Source organism: Demequina iriomotensis (assembly GCF_000971395.1).
Classification (GTDB): Bacteria; Actinomycetota; Actinomycetes; order Actinomycetales; family Demequinaceae; genus Demequina; species Demequina iriomotensis.
This window is the reverse complement of the sequence record NZ_BBME01000017.1, coordinates 79,415-98,469: the sequence shown is the minus strand read 5'-3', so window position 1 is coordinate 98,469 and position 19,055 is coordinate 79,415. Positions and strand designations below refer to the sequence as shown.

Here is a 19,055-nt window from a genome sequence, read left to right as displayed (position 1 = left end):
TCGTCCCGCCGCGGGAGGACGATGCTCAGGCCGCGTCGTCGGTGCGGCGCACGTTCATCACGCGGCGGCGCAGCCACACGCGTCTTGCCCCGCCCACGAACCGTTGCGAGCGGATGAGCTCCCACCGGCCGTACTCGGCCTGCTCGGTGAGCAGCGCCCGTTGCTCCGCGCGGGTGATCTCCACCGGGATGTCGACCACGCGCCAGTCGTAGCGGCTGTCCGCCGACGGCACGCGGCGCGTCGGAGTGACGATGTGGGCGGTGCGGTGTGAGTCGTGGTTCATCTCGCCTCCCATTCAACCTGCTCCGCAGGTAACGTCATAGCCATGGACTCGAACGCGCATGAGGCGCTGAGGCTGTTGGTCGCGGCATACGAGGAGCACCTCGCCGCGATCCTGGCGCGTCGCGGCGACGAGGACGCCTCGGTCGACGACGCGTACGACGCGCTCGCGGACGCGTTCGACCGGTACGAGGCCGTCCTCGACGTGGAGTACGGCGAGACGCTCCCGATGCTGCTCGACGACGTCGAGCTCGAGGAGCCGGACGACGACGAGGACGATGCGCTGGACGCCCACGCGGGCGAGGACGAGGACGTGCTGGACGACGACCTCGACGACTTCCAGCTCCGCTGACGGTCCCCGCGCACGATCGCGCGGCGCGCGCACGGTCCGGTCTCGACGAGGCCCGTGCGCGCCGTGATCATCGGCGCTCCGGGTATCCGAGCTCGATGGCGGAGACCTCGTCGAGCGCGTCGACGATGGCGGGTGGCAGCGTGAGCGAGGCGGCCGCGAGCGACGCGTGGAGCTGCTCCGCGGTGCGGGCCCCCACGACCGCGGTCGCGATGAACGGCTGGGCCAGGACCCACGCGAGGGCGGTCTCCTGCGCCGTGACGCCGAGCCCCTCGGAGGCGATCGCCAGCGCCTCGACGATCGCGCCGGCCCGCTCGTCGAGGTAGGGCTCGACGAATCCCGACAGGTGCTCGGAGGCCGCGCGCGAGTCCGCCGGGATCGCGGTGCGGTACTTGCCCGTGAGCACGCCGCGTCCCAGGGGCGACCAGGCCATCACGCCGAGCCCGAGCGCGGCGGCCGCCGGAGCGACCTCGCGCTCGATGCCGCGCTGGAGCAGGGAGTACTCGACCTGCGTGGCCGCGAGCGACGGCCGGCGGTCGGCCAGCGTCGCGATGCGCGCGGTCGCCCAGCCGGGGAAGTTCGAGACGCCGACGTAGCGCGCGCGGCCGCTGTTGACCGCGATCTCGAGCGCGTGGAGGGTCTCGTCCAGGGGCGTCGCCGCATCGTGCTGGTGCACGAGCCATAGGTCGACGTGGTCCGTGCCGAGCCGCCGCAGCGAGGCGTCGAGGGTGTCGAGCATCGTGTCGCGCGAGGCGTCGACGACGCCGCCCAAGGCGGTGCGGCGGATGCCCGCCTTGGTGCAGATCTGCACGTCCGCGCGCGACACCGAGCCGCCGAGCAGCCGACCGATGAGCGACTCGGAGCCGCCGTCCGCGTACGACGCGGCCGTGTCGAGCAGCGTGCCGCCCGCGTCGAGGAAGGCGTCGAGCTGGCCGCCGGCCTGCTCCGCGTCGGTGTCGCGGCTCCACGTCATGGTGCCGAGCGCGACGCGGGACACCTCAAGACCCGTGGTGCCGAACCGAGCGCGCTGCATGGGGAGACGCTATCGAAGGTGCGCCGCCAGACCGGGGCGCGACGCGCGGGCGCTAGTGTTGCCGCCATGGGTTGGTGGGAAGCGGTCATCCTCGGGCTGGTGCAGGGTCTCACGGAGTTCCTGCCGATCTCCTCGAGCGCGCACATCCGCGTCATCGGCGCGCTGCTCCCTCACGGCGAGGACCCGGGAGCCGCGTTCACCGCGATCATCCAGATCGGCACCGAGGCCGCCGTGCTCGTCTACTTCTGGAAGGACATCACCCGCATCATCGCGGCGTGGTTCCGCGCGCTGCTCGACTCGACGGCAGCGGGCTGGAAGCAGCGCACCATCCTGGCGCCCGATCACGATGCGCGCATGGGCTGGTACGTGATCCTCGGCTCGTTCCCCATCGTGATCCTGGGCGTGCTGTTCAAGGACGTCATCGAGACGAGCCTGCGCAACCTCTACATCACGGCGTTCGTGCTCGCGGCCTTCGCGGCCGTGCTGTGGTTCGCGGACCGCATCGGCTCCAAGCGGCGCAACCTCGAGGACCTCACCATCAAGGACGGCATCCTGCTCGGCTTCGCGCAGGCCATGGCGCTCATCCCCGGCGTCTCGCGCTCGGGCGGCACCATCTCGATGGGTCTGCTGCTGGGCATGACGCGCGAGGCGGCGGCGCGCGTGTCGTTCCTGCTCGCGATCCCCGCGGTCCTCGGCTCCGGCGTCTTCGAGCTCCTCACCGAGTGGGACACGCTCAACGAGCCCGGCGCTGCGGGCCTGATCAACACCGCGATCGCGACCGTGGTCGCCTTCGGCGTCGGCTACGCGGTGATCGTGTGGTTCCTGCGCCTGATCTCGCACCACAGCTACACGCCGTTCGTGATCTACCGCTTCGCCTTCTCCGGCGTGATCGTGGGCCTGCTCGCGGCGGGGGCCATCAGCGCGACCTGACCCGCGCATCGTCCCGGCCCGACCGGACGATGCGGCAGGCGGCTACGCCTTGCCGTTGCCCAGATCGCGGCGGCGCAGGAACTTCTCGAACTCCGCGGCGATCGCGTCGCCCGAGGCCTCGGGCAGGCTCGTCTCGTCCATGACGGACTCGAGCTGCTCGACGTGCGCGGCGATCTCCTCGTCCTCCTCCGTCAGCTCGTCGGCGCCGTGCTGCCACGCCTCGAGCTCCTCCGGAAGATCGTCGAGGTCGATGGGCTCGCCCAGGAACCGCTCGAGCTGGGACAGGATCGCGATGGTCGCCTTGGGGCTCGGCGGGTGCGCGATGTAGTGGGGCACGCCCACCCACACCGACACGACGGTGATCCCGCGCAGCGCGGCCTCATGGCCCAGCACGCCGAGCACGCCGATCGGGCCCTCGTAGTCCGAGCGCTCGAGGTCGAACGCCTTGCCCGCGCGGTCGTCCTCCGTGGTGACGAACGTGGGCAGCGGGCGCGTGTGCGGCGCATCGACGAGCAGCGCCCCGCACGTGATGAGCGTGTGCACGTCGAGGTCCTCGGCGTAGTCGAGGATCTCGCGGCAGAACCTCCGCCACCGCATCGAGGGCTCGATGCCCCGCACCAGCGCGATCTCGCGGTCGCCCACCCACGGTCCCGTGGCGGTCGACACCACGGTGCCCGGCCACGAGATCACGCGGTCGCCGCCGCCCACCGACTGGATGGTCGGGCGGCTCACCTGGAAGTCGTGGTACTCCTCGGGGTCGAGCGTCGCATACTCCCGCGCCTTCCACATCCGCGCGAGGTGGTCGAGCGCGGAGGAGGCCGCGGAGCCGGCATCGTTCCAGCCCTCGAACGCCGCGATCATCACGGACTGGTCGGCGGCCAGGGCGGCGGGATCGCTCTCGTGCGTCATCCGGCCAGCCTAGACTCGGCCCATATGAATGAGAAGGCGACTCTCCCGGACGCCGTGCTGTGGGACATGGATGGCACGCTCATCGACTCCGAGCCCTACTGGATCGCGGCGGAGACCGAGCTGTGCCGCAGCTTCGGCGTCGGCTGGACCCACGAGGACGGGCTCCAACTCGTGGGCAACCCGCTGCTCGTCTCGGCGCAGCTGCTCATCGAGCGCGGCGTGGACCTCGAGCCCGACGAGGTCATCACGTACCTCCTGGGGCGCGTCACGGCGCAGGTGCGCGAGCGCACCCCGTGGATGGACGATGCGCGGGCCCTCCTGGACGCCGTGGTGACCGCGGGCATCCCGTGCGCCCTGGTGACGATGTCCTACTCGATGCTGGCCGACGCCTTCGTGTCGCGCGCCCCGGACGCCTTCGCGGTGGTGGTGACGGGGGACCAGGTCACGCACGGCAAGCCTCATCCCGAGCCGTACCTCACCGCGGCCGACCGCCTGGGCGTCGACATCACCCGGTGCGTCGCGATCGAGGACTCGCCCGCGGGAATCGGCTCGGCGCACGCCGCGGGCGCCGCCACCATCGGCGTGCGCCGGCTCATCCCGGTCGAGAAGCGGCCCGGGCTGTCGCGAGTCTCGTCGCTCGCCGGCCTCGACGTCGAGACGCTCGGCCGGTTGGTCGACGGTCACGTGATCGACGAGTTCGGCGCGACCGCCTGAGCCCACCCGGGACCAAGGTCCCGGTCCCTCCTCACACGTGCGGGGCGCCTGCCGATGGGGTCCGCAACGTTCACGTTGAGGGAAGGAACCACGGCAATGGCGCTCATCAAGGGCCTCTCCATCCAAGCGAGGATCCTCGCGATCGTCGCGATGATCGCGGTCGGCATGGTCATGCTGATCACGCTCGGCTCGGTGACGATCGAGAACCGCATGCTCAGCGAGCGCCAGGACGCGACCCAGCAGGTGGTCGAGCTCGCCGTGCAGATCGTCGACTCCTACGTGGGGGAGGAGCAGGCGGGGAACCTGCCTCGCGAGAAGGCGCAGGAGCTCGCCGCGGCCAAGCTGCGCGACCTGAGGTACTCCGAGGACGACTACTTCTGGATCAACGACGAGACCCCGACGATGATCATGCACCCCGTCAAGCCCGAGCTCGACGGCACGGACGTGAGCGGCATCACCGACACGGACGGCACGGCGATCTTCGTCGAGTTCGTCGACCTGGTGCAGGCGGACGGCGCCGGCTTCGTCGACTACAACTGGCCCAAGCCGGGCCAGGAGGACCCCGCGCCCAAGGTCTCGTACGTCGCGGGCGTGCCGGAGTGGGGCTGGGTGGTCGGTTCCGGCATCTACGTCGACGACGTCGAGTCCGCCGCGATCGCGGAGGCCACGCGTCTCGCCGCCTGGGGCCTGGCGATCCTCCTCGTGGTCGCGGGCCTCGCATGGCTCGTGGGACGGTCCATCGTGCGGGCGATCGGCTCCGCGACGTCCGCGCTCGCCTCGGGCGACCTCGACACACGCCTCGACACGGGCCGGGGCGCCACCGAGCTCGAGCGCCTCGCGGTCGCGCTCAACGGTACTCTGGACCGTGCCTCGGCGATGGCTGCGGGCGTGCGCTCCGCCGTCGCGGAGCTCGACGAGGCCGCGAGCTCGCTGGCCGCCACCTCCGAGGGCATGTCGCGGGACTCGCACGGTGCGACCGATCGCACGGCCGAGGTGTCCGGGGCCGCCCACGAGGTGAGCACCGGGATCGACACCATCGCGTCGGCCACCGGTCAGATGGGCAGCTCGATCGCCGAGATCGCGGAGAACGCGCAGCGCGTCGCGCAGATGGCGCACGAGGCCGTCGCGGTGTCGGAGGCCACGAGCAGGACCGTCATCGAGCTCGGCACCTCGAGCGAGGAGATCGGCTCGGTGGTCAAGGTGATCACCCAGATCGCCGAGCAGACCAACCTGCTCGCGCTCAACGCGACCATCGAGGCGGCCCGCGCAGGTGAGGCCGGCGCAGGGTTCGCCGTCGTGGCGGGCGAGGTCAAGGACCTCGCACAGGAGACCGCGCGCGCGACCGGCGGCATCTCGGAGCGCGTCCAGGGCATCCAGGCGACCGTCGAGCGTGCGTCGGACGAGATCACCCGGATCGGCGAGATCATCCGGCAGATCTCCGACTACCAGGCCACCATCGCGGGGGCCGTCGAGGAGCAGACGGCCACCACCGCGGAGATGGCGGCGAGTGCCGAGCGCGTTGCCGGCAGCAGCCGCGAGATCGCTTCGGCGCTCGAGTCCGTCAACGAGACCACCGTGCGCACCACGGCCGGCCTGCTCGAGGTCAACGCGGCCGCCGAGGCCCTCGCGTCCACCTCGCGCCGGCTGAGCTCCGCGGTCGCGGGCGTCGAGGCGTAGCGCCTACGCCGTCAGTGGCCGCACCCCGAGCGCCCGTTCGACCGCGTCCGGGTCGAGCGGGCGCTCGGCGCCGCCGAACTCGGGGCAGGCGTCCTGGAAGCTGCACCAGCCGCACAGCTTCGACTTGCGCGTGCGGAACCTGCCCGCCTCGGCCGCGGCGGTGATCTCGCCCCAGATCTCGCGGATCTCGAACTCGATCTGCTGGAGGTCGCCCTCGGTGGGCCGGATCTCGAGGCGGCCGCCGTCCTTGAGGAACAGCAGCTGCAGCAGGGCCGGGCGACGCTGGCGGAGCCGCTCGATCACCAGGGCGTAGAAGCGCATCTGGAAGCGCTCCTTCTTCTCGCCCCAGCGCGGGTCCGGCGTCTTGCCCGTCTTGTAGTCGACGATGCGGATCGCGCCGTCGGGCGCGATGTCGATGCGGTCGACGATCCCGCGCAGCAGGGGCCCGTCCTCGAGCTGGAGCTCGACGAACTCCTCGCGGCCCGCCGGCTCGAGCCGCTGCGGGTTCTCGAGGGTGAAGTAGGTCGCGATGCGGTCGCGGCCGTCCGCGAGCCACTCGCGCTCGAGGAACGGGTCGGCGTGCAGCTCGGCCAACCGCGGATCCTTCTCGAGCATCTTGCGCCACGCGGGCTCGAGGCGCGCCTGTGCGGCCTCGACCGTGCGGTCCGCGGCGGGAAGGTCGTAGAGCTCCTCGAGGACGGAGTGCACGAGCGTCCCGAGGGTCGCGGCGGCCGACGGCGGTTCCGGCAGCCGGTCGATGACGCGGTACCGGAACATCAGCGGGCACTGCTGGAAATCGCCGGCGCGGGAGGGCGAGAGGGCGGGCGGTCGAGGCATGGCCACCACCCTAGGCGGTGGGTCCGACAGCGGCCCGCGCCGTCCACAGCGGCACGATGCGCGCGTCCCGGACCTGTCGGCGGCGCGCACTACCGTGGAGCCATGGACAGGCCGCCCCCGACCCGGACCACGCGAGGCATCACCCTGGGCCGCGTGCTCGGCGCGCGCATCGTGCTCACCCCGTCGACGCTCGTGATGGCGCTCGTGCTCGCGGCGTTCTACGGGACCGGCGAGGACGGGCTCACCCGCCACGGGTTCGCTCTCGGGCTCGCCGTCGCGATCCTGCTCTTCGTGTCGGTCTTCCTGCACGAGCTCGCGCACGCCGCCGCGGCGCGCGCCTTCCGCCGCGAGGTCGAGGAGATCGTGCTCACGTTCTTCGGCGGGCACACGCAGTTCCGTGCGGCGGACCCGCGCCCGGTCGAGACGGGAGTGATCGCGGCGGCCGGCCCGGCGGCGAACGCGCTCATCGGCGCCGTCGCGATCGTCGCCGCGGGCGCGCTCGACGGCACGGCAGGCGAGGTGCTCTGGTACGCGGGCCTCCTCAACTTCCTGCTTGCGGGCTTCAACGCCCTGCCCGGCTCGCCGCTCGACGGCGGTCGCGTGGTCAACGCGATCGTGTGGGGCGTGTCCGGCGACCGCTGGAAGGGCCACCGGTGGGCGGCGCAGGGCGGCCGCATCGTCGCGATCGCCGTCATCGTCATCGCGGTCGGGTGGCCGCTCCTGCAGGGCCGCGGGGTGGATGTGGTCGCCGCGGTCTGGGCGATGTTCCTCTTCTCGGTGATCTGGCCCGCCTCGAGCGCGGAGCTGCGCGCCGCGACGGTGCTGGGCCGTCGGGAGAGCGTCACGGCTCTCGCGGTGGCATCGCCCGCGGTAGGCGTGACGTACGACGCCACGGTCGCCGAGGCGCGCGAGCTCGCGGCGGCCGCGGGCGCGCGGGAGGTGGTGGTCCTCGCGGCGGACGGGCAGGCGGCGGGCCACTTCCCGATCAGCCTCACCGACGTGGTGCCCGAGGACGCGCGCGGCACCACGACGCTCCTGTCGGTGACGATGCCCATCGTCCGCGGCGCCGTCATCCCGGCGGCGGCGACCGGCGAGGGCCTGGTGCAGGCCGTGGTGCCGTGGTTCGGACGCACCGACGTGCTCGTGGTCGCCGACGCCGAGGGGATGCCGGTCGGCGTCGCGCGCCTCGAGGATCTCAAGGCCGCGCTGAGCTGACGCGGGTCACCCTGCGAGGGCGAGCGCGGCGCCAGCACGGCCGCGTTCGGCACCAGGCGCTCGCCCTAGACTGACCGCATGACCCAGACCCCCGAGCCCGTCGGCGCGTCCGAGCGGCGTGGCCCGCTCCGCGCGGGCGACCGTGTCCAGCTGACCGACCCCAAGGGCCGCCACCACACCATCGTGCTCGGCGCCGGCAAGCAGTTCCACACGCATCGCGGCCTCTTCCACCACGACGACGTCATCGGCCAGCCCGAGGGCTGCGTGGTCCGCAACACCGCCGGCATCGAGTACCTGGTGCTCCGCCCGCTGTTGAGCGACTTCGTGCTGTCGATGCCGCGCGGCGCGGCCGTGGTCTACCCCAAGGACGCCGGCCAGATCATCCAGATGGCGGACATCTTCCCCGGCGCGCGCGTGGTCGAGGCCGGCGTCGGCTCGGGCGCGCTCACCATGTCGCTGCTGCGCGCGGTCGGCGACTCCGGCCGCCTCGTCAGCATCGAGCGCCGGGAGGATTTCGCGGACATCGCCCGCGCCAACGTCGAGTCGCACTTCGGCGGGCCGCACCCGGCGTGGACGCTGGAGATCGGCGACTTCGCCGACCGGGTGGGCGACGCGTTCGAGCCCGGCACCGTCGACCGCATCGTGCTCGACATGCTCGCGCCGTGGGAGAACATCGACGCGGCGGCCGATGCGCTGGCCCCGGGCGGCGTGTTCCTCGCGTACGTCGCGACCACCACGCAGCTGTCGCGCCTCGCCGAGGATCTGCGCGAGCACGGCGGCTACACCGAGCCGCGCGCGTGGGAGACCATGGTCCGCACGTGGCACCTCGAGGGCCTCGCGGTGCGTCCCGACCACCGCATGGTGGGCCACACCGGCTTCCTCATCACCGCGCGCCGCATGGCGCCCGGTGTCGACGCCCCGCTGCGCCACCGCCGGCCGGCCAAGGGCTCGTACCCCGCCGAGGAGCAGTGGACGCCCGAGGACCTGGGCGAGCGTGGCGTCTCGGACAAGAAGATCCGCAAGGTGCGCCGCGACGCGACCGCCGTCGCCGACATCGTCCTCCACCGCGACGGCGAGGAGGGCTGATGGTCGCCGAGGCTCAGGACGTCATCGCCCGGCTCGAGCGGCAGAACGCGGAGCTGCAGCGCCTCCTCACGCTCGCCCGCGACCAGCTGGGCGAGATGCGCACCAAGCTCGCGGAGGCGTCGCAGCCGCCGCAGACCTTCGCGACCTTCGTCGAGTGGAACGGCCGCAACGCCGACGTGGTCGCGAGCGGGCGCCGCCTGCGCGTCGCCGTGCTGCCCACGCTCGAGGTCGACCTCGCGCCCGGCGACGAGGTCCTGCTCAACGCGATGAGCGTGGTGGTCGACGTCGCCAAGCCCGAGCGCACCGGCCAGGCCGCCATCGTCCGCGAGGTGGTCGACGCCGATCGCATCCTGGTGGTGTCGCGCGGCGAGGACGAGCGCGTGGTCACCCTCATCGGCGGCGACGCCGCGCGCCGCGTCCACGAGGGCGACACCGTCATCATCGATCCGCGCACGGGCTTCGCCTCGGAGAAGGTCGAGCGCACGGGCGTCGAGGCGCTGCTCCTCGAGGAGGTGCCGGACATCGACTACTCGTCGATCGGCGGTCTCACCCCGCAGATCGAGCGCATCCGCGACGCGATCGAGCTGCCGCTCACGCACCCCGAGCTCTACCGCGAGCACGCCCTGCGCCCGCCGCGCGGCCTGCTCCTCTACGGCCCTCCCGGCTGCGGCAAGACGCTCATCGCCAAGGCCGTCGCGCACTCGCTCGCCGAGGCCGTGGGCGCGGACCGCTCCTACTTCCTCTCGGTCAAGGGTCCCGAGCTGCTCAACAAGTACGTGGGTGAGACCGAGCGCTACATCCGCACCATCTTCGAGCGGGCCCGCGCCAAGGCGCACTCCGGGGCGCCCGTGGTGGTGTTCTTCGACGAGATGGATGCGCTGTTCCGGGCGCGCGGCTCCGGCGTGAGCTCCGACATGGAGACCACGATCGTCCCGCAGCTCCTCACCGAGCTCGATGGCGTCGAGGCGCTGGGCAACGTCATCGTCATCGGCGCGAGCAACCGCGAGGACATGATCGACCCGGCGATCCTGCGCCCCGGGCGCCTCGACGTGAAGATCGAGATCTCGCGTCCGAGCCCCGCGGCGACCGCGGACATCTTCGGCAAGTACCTGCGCGCGGACCTGCCGCTCGCCGACGCCGAGCTCGCCGCCCACGGGGGCGACCGCGACGCGACCGTCCGCTCGCTCATCGACGCGGGCGTGGGGCGCATCTTCGCGCACCACGACGCGGACCGTCACGTCTCGGGCGCCGTGGTGCGCAACGTCGTCGACCGTGCCAAGACCGCCGCGATCAAGGGCGTCGTCGCGGGCCACGCGAAGGGGCTCACGCGCGAGCACCTCGTGCTCGCCGCGGACCAGGAGATCGCCGAGGCGCGCGCCGTCGCCGCGGGCACGCTCGCGGGCGCCTGATGCGCATCGTCGGGATCGAGACCGAGTACGGCATCGTCGACCCCGACGAGCCGCGCGCGAACCCCATCCTCATGTCCTCGCGCCTGGTCCAGGCGTGCCGCGCGTGGGCGGGCGAGCGCACCGCCCGCTGGGACTACGGCGGGGAGGACCCGCTCCAGGACCAGCGCGGGTTCCGCCGCTCGCGTCAGGGCGCCTCGCCCGACCTGCTCACCGATGACGCCGAGTTCGACGAGGCGGCGGGCAAGGTGACCCTGCGCCGTCGCCGCGGCTCGTGGGAGGACCCGGCGCACCTCAACGCCGTGCTCGCCAACGGCGCGCGCTTCTACGTCGACCACGCCCATCCCGAGTACTCCGGCCCGGAGGTCGCCAGCGCGCACGATGCGGTGGCATGGGACCGCGCCGGCGACGCGATCGCGCTCGCGGCGGCGGGGCGCTACGCGGAGGACGAGGGCGAGCGGGTCGAGCTGTACAAGAACAACGTGGACGGCAAGGGCGCGAGCTACGGCACGCACGAGAACTACCTGGTGAGCCGGGGCGTGAGCTTCGACGACCTGGCCCGTCGCCTCACCCCGCACCTGGTGACGCGCCAGGTGTTCGCAGGCGCGGGGCGCGTGGGCCTCGGACAGTTCGGCGAGGCCCCCGGGTTCCAGATCTCGCAGCGCGCCGACTACATGGAGGCCGAGGTCGGCCTCGAGACCACCCTGCGGCGGCCCATCGTCAACACGCGGGACGAGCCGCACGCCGCGCGCGACCGGTACCGCCGGCTGCACGTCATCATCGGCGACGCGAACCTCTTCGACGTCGCGACGTACCTCAAGATCGGCACCACGTCGCTCGTGCTCGCGGCGATCGAGGCCGACGACGAGCGCCTCGACACGCTCGAGCTCGCCGCGCCCGTCGAGGCGGTCCAGACCGTGAGCCGCGACCTCGCGCTGCGCGAGCGCCTCGCGCTCGCGGACGGCGACGCCGCGACCGCGCTCGAGATCCAGCGTGCGCTCCTCGAGATCTGCCGCACCTACGTCACCGACGCGGGGGAGGCGGCCGTGATCGCCCGGTGGGAGGGCGTGCTCGAGCGCCTCACCGGTGACATCTTCCGTGCCGCGCGCGAGGTCGAGTGGGTCGCCAAGCTGCAGCTCCTCGGGCGCATGCGGGCGCGCCACGCGTCTCCCGACGCACCCGACGGACTGGCGTGGGACGATGCGCGGCTCGCCGCGATGGACCTCCAGTGGAGCCGCCTGGGCGATGGGCTCGCGACGCGGCTCGCCGCCGCGGGCCAGGTCGAGCGCATCGTCTCCGACGAGGAGGTCGCGACCGCCGTCGCCACGGCGCCGCAGGACACGCGCGCGCGCCTGCGCGGCGGCATCGTGGCCGCGCGCCCGGACGTGGTCGACGCCGCCGGTTGGTCGACCGTGGTGCTCGACCGGGAGACGGATCACGGCCACCTCGAGGTGGTGCATCTCGACGAGCCCCACGCGTCGCGGCACCCCCTCCTCGACGCCCTGATGGACGGATAGACTCGCCGACATGGCCCAGCTCAACGCGCAAGGACAGCCCTACGAGGACGAGACCCCGGAGCCCGAGGCCCCGGCGCCCGCGTCCCAGGCGAGCGGAGACGCGCTCGACGACCTCCTCGCGGAGATCGACGGCTCCCTCCAGGTCAACGCCGAGCAGTTCGTGCGGTCCTTCGTGCAGAAGGGCGGACAGTAGGCCCCTGGCCTCGCGCCCATGATCCCGACCGACATCCCGCCGCCGCTCGACGTCGATCCCGCCCGCCGCATCTTCGGGCTCGAGACCGAGTTCGGCCTGCACCTCGACTCCGCCGCCGCGCGCGCCGTCACGCCCGAGGAGGTGGCCGGCCACCTGTTCCACTCCGTGGTGCAGTGGGGGCGTTCCTCGAACGTGTTCCTCACCAACGGCTCGCGCCTGTACATCGACGTGGGCGCGCACCCCGAGTACGCGACCGCCGAGTGCGACACCCTCACCGACCTCATCGCGATGGACAAGGCCGGCGAGCGCATCGTCCAGGACCTGGTCGCCGGGGGAGAGGAGCGCCTGCGCGCCGCCGGCGTCGAGGGTGAGATCCACCTCTACAAGAACAACACCGACTCGGCGGGCAACAGCTACGGTTGCCACGAGAACTACCTGGTGCGCCGCCGCGCGGACTTCAAGGCGTTCGCCTCCGCGCTGCTGCCGTTCCTGGTGACGCGGCAGATCGCCACCGGCGCGGGCTGCATCACGCGCACGCCGCAGGGCGCGCACTACAGCTTCTCGCCGCGCGCGGACCACATGTGGGAGGGGCTCAGCTCCGCGACCACGCGCTCGCGCCCCATGATCAACACGCGCGACGAGCCTCACGCCAACGCCGAGCTCTACCGGCGCATGCACGTCATCGTCGGCGACTCCACCATGGCGGAGCCGACCACCCTGCTCAAGGTCGGGGCGACGGACCTGATCCTGAGGATCATGGAGGCGCGTGCGGTCCTGCCCGAGCTCGCGCTCGCGCGCGAGATGCAGGCGATCCGCGACGTCGCGCACGACCTCACGGGGAAGGCGACCGTCGAGCTGGAGGACGGGCGTCGCCTCACCGCGGTCGAGGTGCAGCAGACGTACCTCGACCTCGTGCGCTCGCATCTCGACGGCGTCATCGAGCGCACCGAGGAGGTCGACGCGATCCTCGACCTGTGGCAGCGCGGCGTCGACGCCGTCCGCACGCAGGACTTCACGCTCGTCGAGACGGAGCTCGACTGGGCGATCAAGCATCGCCTCATCACCCGGTACCGCGACCGCCTGGGCTGCGACCTCGCCGATCCCCGGCTCGCGCGCCTCGAGCTCGCGTTCCATGACGTCTCGCCCGAGCGGGGCCTGTTCGCGAAGCTGCAGGCGCAGGGGCTGGTGCGGCGCATCGTCCCCGAGGACGCCATCGTCGCCGCGATGTCCCGCGCGCCCGAGACCACGCGCGCGCGGCTGCGCGGCGAGTTCGTCACGCGCGCGCTCGAGTCGGGCCGCGACTTCACGGTCGACTGGGTGCACCTCAAGATCGCAGGATCGTCCGGCACCACCGTGCTGCTCAAGGACCCCTTCCGCTCCGAGGACGCGCGCGTCGACGCGCTCCTGGACGCGCTCGCGACCGCCTGACCGGTCGTAGACTCGTCAGGTCCCGAAAGGAATCACCCCCTCATGCGTCGTCTCGCCGTGCTCACGTTCGCCCTGGTGCCCCTGGCCCTGGGCGCCTGCAGCGCGTCCACGTCGTCCGCCGAGCCCAGCGCCTCGACGGCCGGCGACATCTCCGACATCGTCATCGGCGGCTCCGACACGCTCGCGCCCTCGCTCGAGTTCACGCCGGGGCTCGACTACACCGCCGAGCAGTCCGAGCTGGTCTGGGACGGCGACGGCGAGTACCTCGCGGACGGTCAGCCGCTGCTGCTCGACATCTACGGCGCGTCGCTGGACGACGGCACGACGCTCATCAACACCTACGACGGTCTGCCGCGATCGTTCCTCCTCGCCCCTGAGGTGGTGGGCGAGGAGCTGTACGAGCGGCTCCTCGACGTGCGCGTGGGCGCGCGCCTGCTCGTGGTCGCGCCGCCGTCCTTCGAGTCCGAGTCGGAGCCGCCCATCGCCATGGTGGTCGACGTGCTGCCCGACCACGCGGTGGGGGACGAGGTCGCTCCCAACCCCGCGCTGCCCGAGGTCACGCTCGACAAGCAGACGGGCGAGCCCTCCGTCGAGATCCCCAAGGGCGCGGCGCCCGCCGACCTGCAGGTGGCGACCCTGATCAAGGGCTCGGGGGCCCAGGTGAAGGACGGCTCGTACCTCACCGTCAACTACACGGCCTGGTACTGGGCCAAGGGCAACGACGAGGACGGCAGCTGGAAGAAGGGCGACGTGCTCGACTCGTCGTGGCCCGTGGAGGCCGCGCCCTTCGAGCTGCAGATCGGCTCGGGCCAGGTCATCCGGGGCCTCGACGAGGGCCTGCTCGACCAGACCGCCGGCTCGCAGGTCCTGCTCGTCGTGCCCGCGAGCTACGGCTACGCGACCAAGGGCACGCTCGTCTTCGTCGTGGACATCCTCGACGTCTGGAACCCGGAGGGGAGCGCCTGATGGGCGTCGCGATCCGACTCATCCCGTGCCTCGACGTCGACGCCGGCCGCGTGGTCAAGGGCGTCAACTTCGAGAACCTGCGCGACGCCGGCGACCCCGTGGAGCTGGCCGCGACCTACGGCGCCGCCGGAGCCGACGAGCTCACGTTCCTCGACGTCACCGCATCGTCCGGCAACCGTGAGACCACCTACGACGTGGTGCGGCGCACCGCGGAGCAGGTGTTCGTGCCGCTCACCGTGGGCGGCGGGGTGCGCTCGCCCGAGGACGTGGACCGCCTGCTGCGCGCCGGCGCGGACAAGGTGGGCGTCAACACCGCGGCCATCACGCGTCCCGAGCTCATCTCGGACATCGCGCGGCGGTTCGGCAACCAGGTGCTCGTCCTGTCGGTCGACGCGCGTCGCGTGCGCGACGGCGTCGAGACCGCATCCGGCTACGAGGTCACCACGCATGGCGGTAAGCAGGGCACCGGGATCGACGCCGTCGAGTGGGCGCGCCGCGGCGCCGCGCTGGGCGCCGGGGAGATCCTGCTCAACTCGATGGACGCCGACGGCACCACCGACGGCTTCGACCTCGAGATGCTCGCGCGCGTGCGCGAGGTGGTCGACGTGCCGCTCATCGCCTCGGGCGGCGCCGGGACCGTCGAGCACTTCGTGCAGGCGGCGCGGGCGGGGGCAGACGCGGTCCTCGCGGCATCGGTGTTCCACTTCGGGGCGCTGACGATCCAGGAGGTCAAGGACGCGATGCGGAAGGCAGGGATCGAGGTCCGATGACATCGCGCGATCAGGCGCGCCGGTACGAGGTCTCCGGCCGCTTCTCGAAGAAGGCTGTCCAGCTGCTGGTCCACGCGGTGCGCGAGCAGCCGTGGCAGTTCGCCGTCGCCGTCGCCGCCGCGGCGGCGTTCAGCCTGCTCACCGTCACGTTCGGCACCCTCCTGGGCGACATCACCGACGAGGTCGTGATCCCCGGCGTCGCGGGCGAGCCCATCCAGGGGTTCTGGGGCGAGCGCACGCAGGACCCGTCGACCGCGATCTGGATCGCGGGAGCCGTCTTCCTGGTCATCGGCATCGCGAACGCCATCCTGGTCGGGTTGCGCAGGATGGTGCAGGGCTTCGGCGTCGCCGGGGTGGGTGCCAAGCACCGCCGCGTCGTCGCGGACGCGCTGGCCTCGCTGCCGCTCGGGTGGCACCGCGCCAACCCCTCGGGCCGCATGCTGTCCGCGATGTCCTCCGACTCGGAGACCGCGACCTCGCCCCTGCACCCGTTCGCGTTCACCGTGGGATCGTTCGTCATGATGATCGCCGCCGGCATCAGCATGTGGCGCATGGACCCGTGGCTCGCCGTGACCGGCCTCGCCGTGGTGCCCCTCATCTTCGCGATCAACGTGGTGTACGAGAAGGTCATCACGCCGCGCTGGGACCTGGGCCAGAGCCTGCGCGCCGACGTGTCGACCATCGCGCATGAGAGCTTCGAGGGCGGCACCGTGGTGAAGGCGCTCGGGGCCGAGGAGCGCGAGACGCGGCGCTTCGGCAAGGTCGCCAACGACCTGCGCGACGCCGACACCCGCGTGGGGCACACCTCCGCGTGGTTCGAGCCGATGATGGACGTCATCGTCCCGCTCGGCGCGGTGTCGCTCATGGTCGTGGGCTCGTTCCGCGCCGCCGCGGGTGCGGTCTCGGTCGGCGACGTCGTGTCGTCGATCTACCTGGTCACGCTCATGGCGGTGCCGATCCGCGGCCTCGGGTGGGTGCTCGGGCAGATGCCGCAGGCGCTCGTCGCCTTCGGCCGCATCGGCGGCATCGCGAAGGCCGCGACCGAGGTCGACGAGCCCGGCCACGTCGAGCTCCCGCGCGAGGGCGCGGGCGCGGTGCGCTTCGAGGGAGCGTCGATCGCCGCGGACGACGGCGACGGCGAGCTCGCGGTCATCCTGCGCGACGTCTCGCTCGAGCTCGCGCCCGGCACCGTGACCGCGCTGGTCGGGTCCACCGGGTCGGGCAAGTCCACCGTGGCGCTGGCCGCCGCGCGCCTCGCGCGTCCCTCCGAGGGCGCCGTCACGCTCGACGCGACCGACCTCGAGCAGATCGCGCGCCTCGGCTCGCACGTCGCCCTCGTCCCGCAGACGGCCTTCGTGTTCGCCGGCACGGTCCGCGACAACATCACGCTGGGGGAGGACCACACGGACGATGCGGTGTGGGAGGCCCTGCGCCGCGCCAACGTGGTCGACGTGGTCGAGAGGCTCGCGCGGGATGACCGCGACGGCCTGGACGCGGTGCTGGCCGAGCGCGGCATGAACCTGTCGGGCGGTCAGCGTCAGCGGATCGCGCTCGCGCGCGCGCTCGTGCGCCAGCCGCGCGTGCTGGTGCTCGACGACGCGACCAGCGCGGTGGACCCGCGCGTGGAGCGCGAGATCCTCACGGGGCTCGCGGGCGAGGACGGACCGACCGTCCTGGTCATCGCGTACCGGCTGGCGTCGATCATGCTGGCCGACCACATCGTCCACGTCGACCGCGGTCGTGTGGTCGACTCCGGCACGCACGCCGAGCTCATCGGCCGCGATGCCGGCTATCGCGAGCTGGTGCTCGCGTACGAGGAGGACTCGCGGCGCCAGGCCGCCGAGCAGGCGGGGTACGTGGGATGACCGACGAGATGACGATGCGCCACCTGTTCCGGCGCGGGATGGAGCTGAGCCCGGAGCTGCGCAAGGGGCTCGGCGTCACGCTCACCCTGGCCGCCTTCGCGGCGACGGGCCGCGCCGTGTCCCCGTTCCTCACGCAGCGCGTCACGGACCTGGGCCTCCTCGCGCCCGGTGGCGTGGACACGGGCGTGGTGCTGCGATATGCGGGCGCGGGCGCGGTGATCCTGCTGATCTCCGCGCTGCTGGCGTGGCGCGTGCGCATGCGCATGGTCACCGCCGCCGAGGCCGGGCTGGCCACGCTCCGCATCCGCGCCTTCGGCAAGGTGCACGAGCTCTCCGTGCTCACGCAGAACGAGGAGCAGCGCGGCCGCTACGTGTCGCGCGTCACGGGCGACGTCGAGACGATGCGCGATCTCATGCAGTGGACCGGCGCGGCGATGATCATCTCCGCGATGGAGTCCGGCGTGATCTTCCTGGTGATGCTCGCGTACTCGTGGCAGCTGTCCCTGCTGGTGCTGCTGGCGTTCATCCCGATGGTGATGTCGCTGCTGTGGATCCAGCCGCGCGTCCGTGCCGCGTTCCAGACCGTGCGCTCCCGCATGGCGGACCTGCTCGGCAAGACCTCCGAGCAGCTCGTGGGGATCTCGACCATCCGTGCCTACGGCGTGCAGCAGCGCATGCGCGACCAGCTGGGCGAGGAGATCGACGACATCCTCGCGGCCGAGAAGCGGGCCTCCGCCCTCGCGTCGCTCAACTTCTCCTCGACGGTGCTGGGCCAGTCCCTCGCGACGGGCATCGCGCTCATCGGCGGCACGCACCTCGCCCTCCGCGGCGACATCTCCGTCGGCACGGTGGTCGCGTTCGCGTTCCTCGTCTACATGTTCTCCGGCCCTCTCATGTGGATCATCGAGATGCTCGCGGAGATGCAGCGCGCGATCGTCGGATGGCGGCGCGTGGTCGAGCTGGTCGACGAGGACGTCACGGTCGGCGACCCCGGCGAGGACGGCACTCCCATCCCGCACGGGCGCGGCGACCTCGCGATGGAGGGCATCCGGCTCACGTACCCCGGCGGTCCCGAGGTGCTCAAGGGCGTCGACCTCCACCTCCCGGCGGGCAGGCGCCTCGCCCTCGTCGGCACCACGGGATCGGGCAAGACGTCGCTCGCGCGGCTCATGTCGCGCTTCTTCGACCCGACCGAGGGCGTCGTCCGCGTGGGCGGCGTCGACCTCCGCGAGGTGCCGATGGCGTCCCTGCGGCACTCGATCGCCGTGGTGCCGCAGGAGGGCTTCCTGTTCGACGGCTCGGTGCTGACCAACCTCGCCTACGCGCTCCCGGACGCCTCGCCCGAGGACGTGTCGCGTCGCTCGCATGCGGCCTTCGAGTCGCTGGGCCTCGAGGGCTGGGTGAAGACGCTGCCGCACGGGCTCGACACCCACGTCGGGCCGCGTGGCGAGCTGCTCTCGGCCGGCGAACGGCAGCTCGTCTCGATCGCGCGCGCCTACCTGTGCGACCCCGACCTGCTCATCCTGGACGAGGCCACCTCGGCCGTGGACCCGGCCACCGAGGTGCGCATCTCGCGCGCGCTCGAGTCGCTCATGCAGGGCCGCACCGCGGTGGTGATCGCGCATCGTCTGTCGACCGCCGAGCGTGCCGACGTGGTGGGCGTGATGGAGCAGGGCGAGCTGGTCGAGCTGGGCCACCACGACGAGCTGGTCGGCGCGGGCGGCATCTACGCGGGTCTGCACGCCGCGTGGGTCGCGCAGACGCGGGACTGACCTCACGCCGTCATGCCTGGTGAGGGCTCGTGATGTTGCTCACGCCGGGCTGACAATCGGGGTGCCGATGCGTGCCTTCCGAGGGCGCCGGTGGTTGGATATGGCTCAG

At 72.3% G+C, this 19,055-nt stretch carries 18 protein-coding genes; 14 read left to right on the top strand and 4 right to left on the bottom strand.

Annotation, left to right across the window (positions count from 1 at the left end; genetic code table 11):
• Positions 1-25: 25 nt before the first annotated feature.
• Complete coding sequence (locus tag AOM09_RS12170) at positions 26-283, bottom strand: DUF5703 family protein (protein WP_228375137.1); 258 nt, start codon at positions 281-283, stop codon at positions 26-28.
• A gap of 42 nt (positions 284-325) precedes the next feature.
• On the opposite strand from AOM09_RS12170, the gene AOM09_RS12165 reads away from it, so the two are divergent.
• Complete coding sequence (locus AOM09_RS12165; protein ID WP_062388871.1) at positions 326-631, top strand: hypothetical protein; 306 nt, start codon at positions 326-328, stop codon at positions 629-631.
• 67 nt (positions 632-698) lie between these two features.
• On the opposite strand, the gene AOM09_RS12160 is transcribed toward AOM09_RS12165, so the two are convergent.
• A complete protein-coding gene (locus AOM09_RS12160; protein WP_062388869.1) occupies positions 699-1,661 on the bottom strand; it encodes an aldo/keto reductase in 963 nt (320 codons plus the stop codon).
• Positions 1,662-1,727: 66 nt separating this feature from the next.
• Here AOM09_RS12160 and AOM09_RS12155 point away from each other — a divergent pair, with 66 nt between their 5' ends.
• Positions 1,728-2,591 (top strand): undecaprenyl-diphosphate phosphatase, encoded by an 864-nt coding sequence (locus AOM09_RS12155; RefSeq protein ID WP_062388865.1) that lies wholly within the window; start codon positions 1,728-1,730, stop codon positions 2,589-2,591.
• A 42-nt stretch (positions 2,592-2,633) separates the two neighbouring features.
• Here the strand turns inward: AOM09_RS12155 and AOM09_RS12150 are convergent, their stop codons facing one another.
• Positions 2,634-3,500, bottom strand: a complete 867-nt coding sequence (locus AOM09_RS12150; RefSeq protein ID WP_062388862.1) for a PAC2 family protein — start codon at positions 3,498-3,500, stop codon at positions 2,634-2,636.
• Positions 3,501-3,524: 24 nt separating this feature from the next.
• Between AOM09_RS12150 and AOM09_RS12145 the strand changes: the two genes are divergently transcribed.
• Complete coding sequence (locus tag AOM09_RS12145; RefSeq protein ID WP_062388859.1) at positions 3,525-4,214, top strand: HAD family hydrolase; 690 nt, start codon at positions 3,525-3,527, stop codon at positions 4,212-4,214.
• A gap of 96 nt (positions 4,215-4,310) precedes the next feature.
• Entirely contained in the window at positions 4,311-5,891 is a 1,581-nt protein-coding gene (locus tag AOM09_RS12140; protein WP_062388856.1) for a methyl-accepting chemotaxis protein, read from the top strand.
• A 3-nt stretch (positions 5,892-5,894) separates the two neighbouring features.
• Here AOM09_RS12140 and AOM09_RS12135 read toward each other — a convergent pair whose 3' ends face one another.
• Positions 5,895-6,728 (bottom strand): RecB family exonuclease, encoded by an 834-nt coding sequence (locus AOM09_RS12135; protein WP_062388853.1) that lies wholly within the window; start codon positions 6,726-6,728, stop codon positions 5,895-5,897.
• A 102-nt stretch (positions 6,729-6,830) separates the two neighbouring features.
• Here AOM09_RS12135 and AOM09_RS12130 point away from each other — a divergent pair, with 102 nt between their 5' ends.
• The 10 genes from AOM09_RS12130 to AOM09_RS12085 all read left to right on the top strand — a co-directional run bounded on the left by AOM09_RS12130 (position 6,831) and on the right by AOM09_RS12085 (position 18,946).
• Positions 6,831-7,943: a M50 family metallopeptidase gene (locus AOM09_RS12130; protein WP_062388850.1), complete on the top strand. Its 1,113-nt coding sequence runs from the start codon at positions 6,831-6,833 to the stop codon at positions 7,941-7,943.
• A 78-nt stretch (positions 7,944-8,021) separates the two neighbouring features.
• A complete protein-coding gene (locus AOM09_RS12125) occupies positions 8,022-9,029 on the top strand; it encodes a tRNA (adenine-N1)-methyltransferase (protein WP_062388847.1) in 1,008 nt (335 codons plus the stop codon).
• Positions 9,029-10,438, top strand: a complete 1,410-nt coding sequence (gene arc / locus AOM09_RS12120) for a proteasome ATPase (RefSeq protein WP_062388844.1) — start codon at positions 9,029-9,031, stop codon at positions 10,436-10,438. Before AOM09_RS12125 ends, arc begins: the two co-directional genes overlap by 1 nt.
• Positions 10,438-11,952 (top strand): depupylase/deamidase Dop, encoded by a 1,515-nt coding sequence (gene dop / locus AOM09_RS12115; protein WP_062388841.1) that lies wholly within the window; start codon positions 10,438-10,440, stop codon positions 11,950-11,952. Before arc ends, dop begins: the two co-directional genes overlap by 1 nt.
• A 10-nt stretch (positions 11,953-11,962) precedes the next feature.
• Positions 11,963-12,145: a ubiquitin-like protein Pup gene (locus tag AOM09_RS12110; protein WP_062388839.1), complete on the top strand. Its 183-nt coding sequence runs from the start codon at positions 11,963-11,965 to the stop codon at positions 12,143-12,145.
• Positions 12,146-12,163: 18 nt separating this feature from the next.
• Positions 12,164-13,573, top strand: coding sequence for a Pup--protein ligase (pafA, locus tag AOM09_RS12105; RefSeq protein ID WP_062388836.1), 1,410 nt, complete (start codon positions 12,164-12,166; stop codon positions 13,571-13,573).
• 42 nt (positions 13,574-13,615) lie between these two features.
• Positions 13,616-14,539: an FKBP-type peptidyl-prolyl cis-trans isomerase gene (locus AOM09_RS12100; RefSeq protein ID WP_062388833.1), complete on the top strand. Its 924-nt coding sequence runs from the start codon at positions 13,616-13,618 to the stop codon at positions 14,537-14,539.
• Positions 14,539-15,309, top strand: coding sequence for an imidazole glycerol phosphate synthase subunit HisF (gene hisF, locus AOM09_RS12095; RefSeq protein WP_062388830.1), 771 nt, complete (start codon positions 14,539-14,541; stop codon positions 15,307-15,309). Before AOM09_RS12100 ends, hisF begins: the two co-directional genes overlap by 1 nt.
• Positions 15,306-17,174 (top strand): ABC transporter ATP-binding protein, encoded by a 1,869-nt coding sequence (locus AOM09_RS12090; protein ID WP_062388827.1) that lies wholly within the window; start codon positions 15,306-15,308, stop codon positions 17,172-17,174. Before hisF ends, AOM09_RS12090 begins: the two co-directional genes overlap by 4 nt.
• Positions 17,171-18,946 carry an ABC transporter ATP-binding protein gene (locus AOM09_RS12085; RefSeq protein WP_062388825.1) on the top strand — a complete coding sequence of 592 codons (1,776 nt, stop codon included), beginning with the start codon at positions 17,171-17,173 and terminating at the stop codon, positions 18,944-18,946. The genes AOM09_RS12090 and AOM09_RS12085 overlap by 4 nt, the downstream gene beginning before the upstream one ends.
• Positions 18,947-19,055 lie beyond the last annotated feature (109 nt).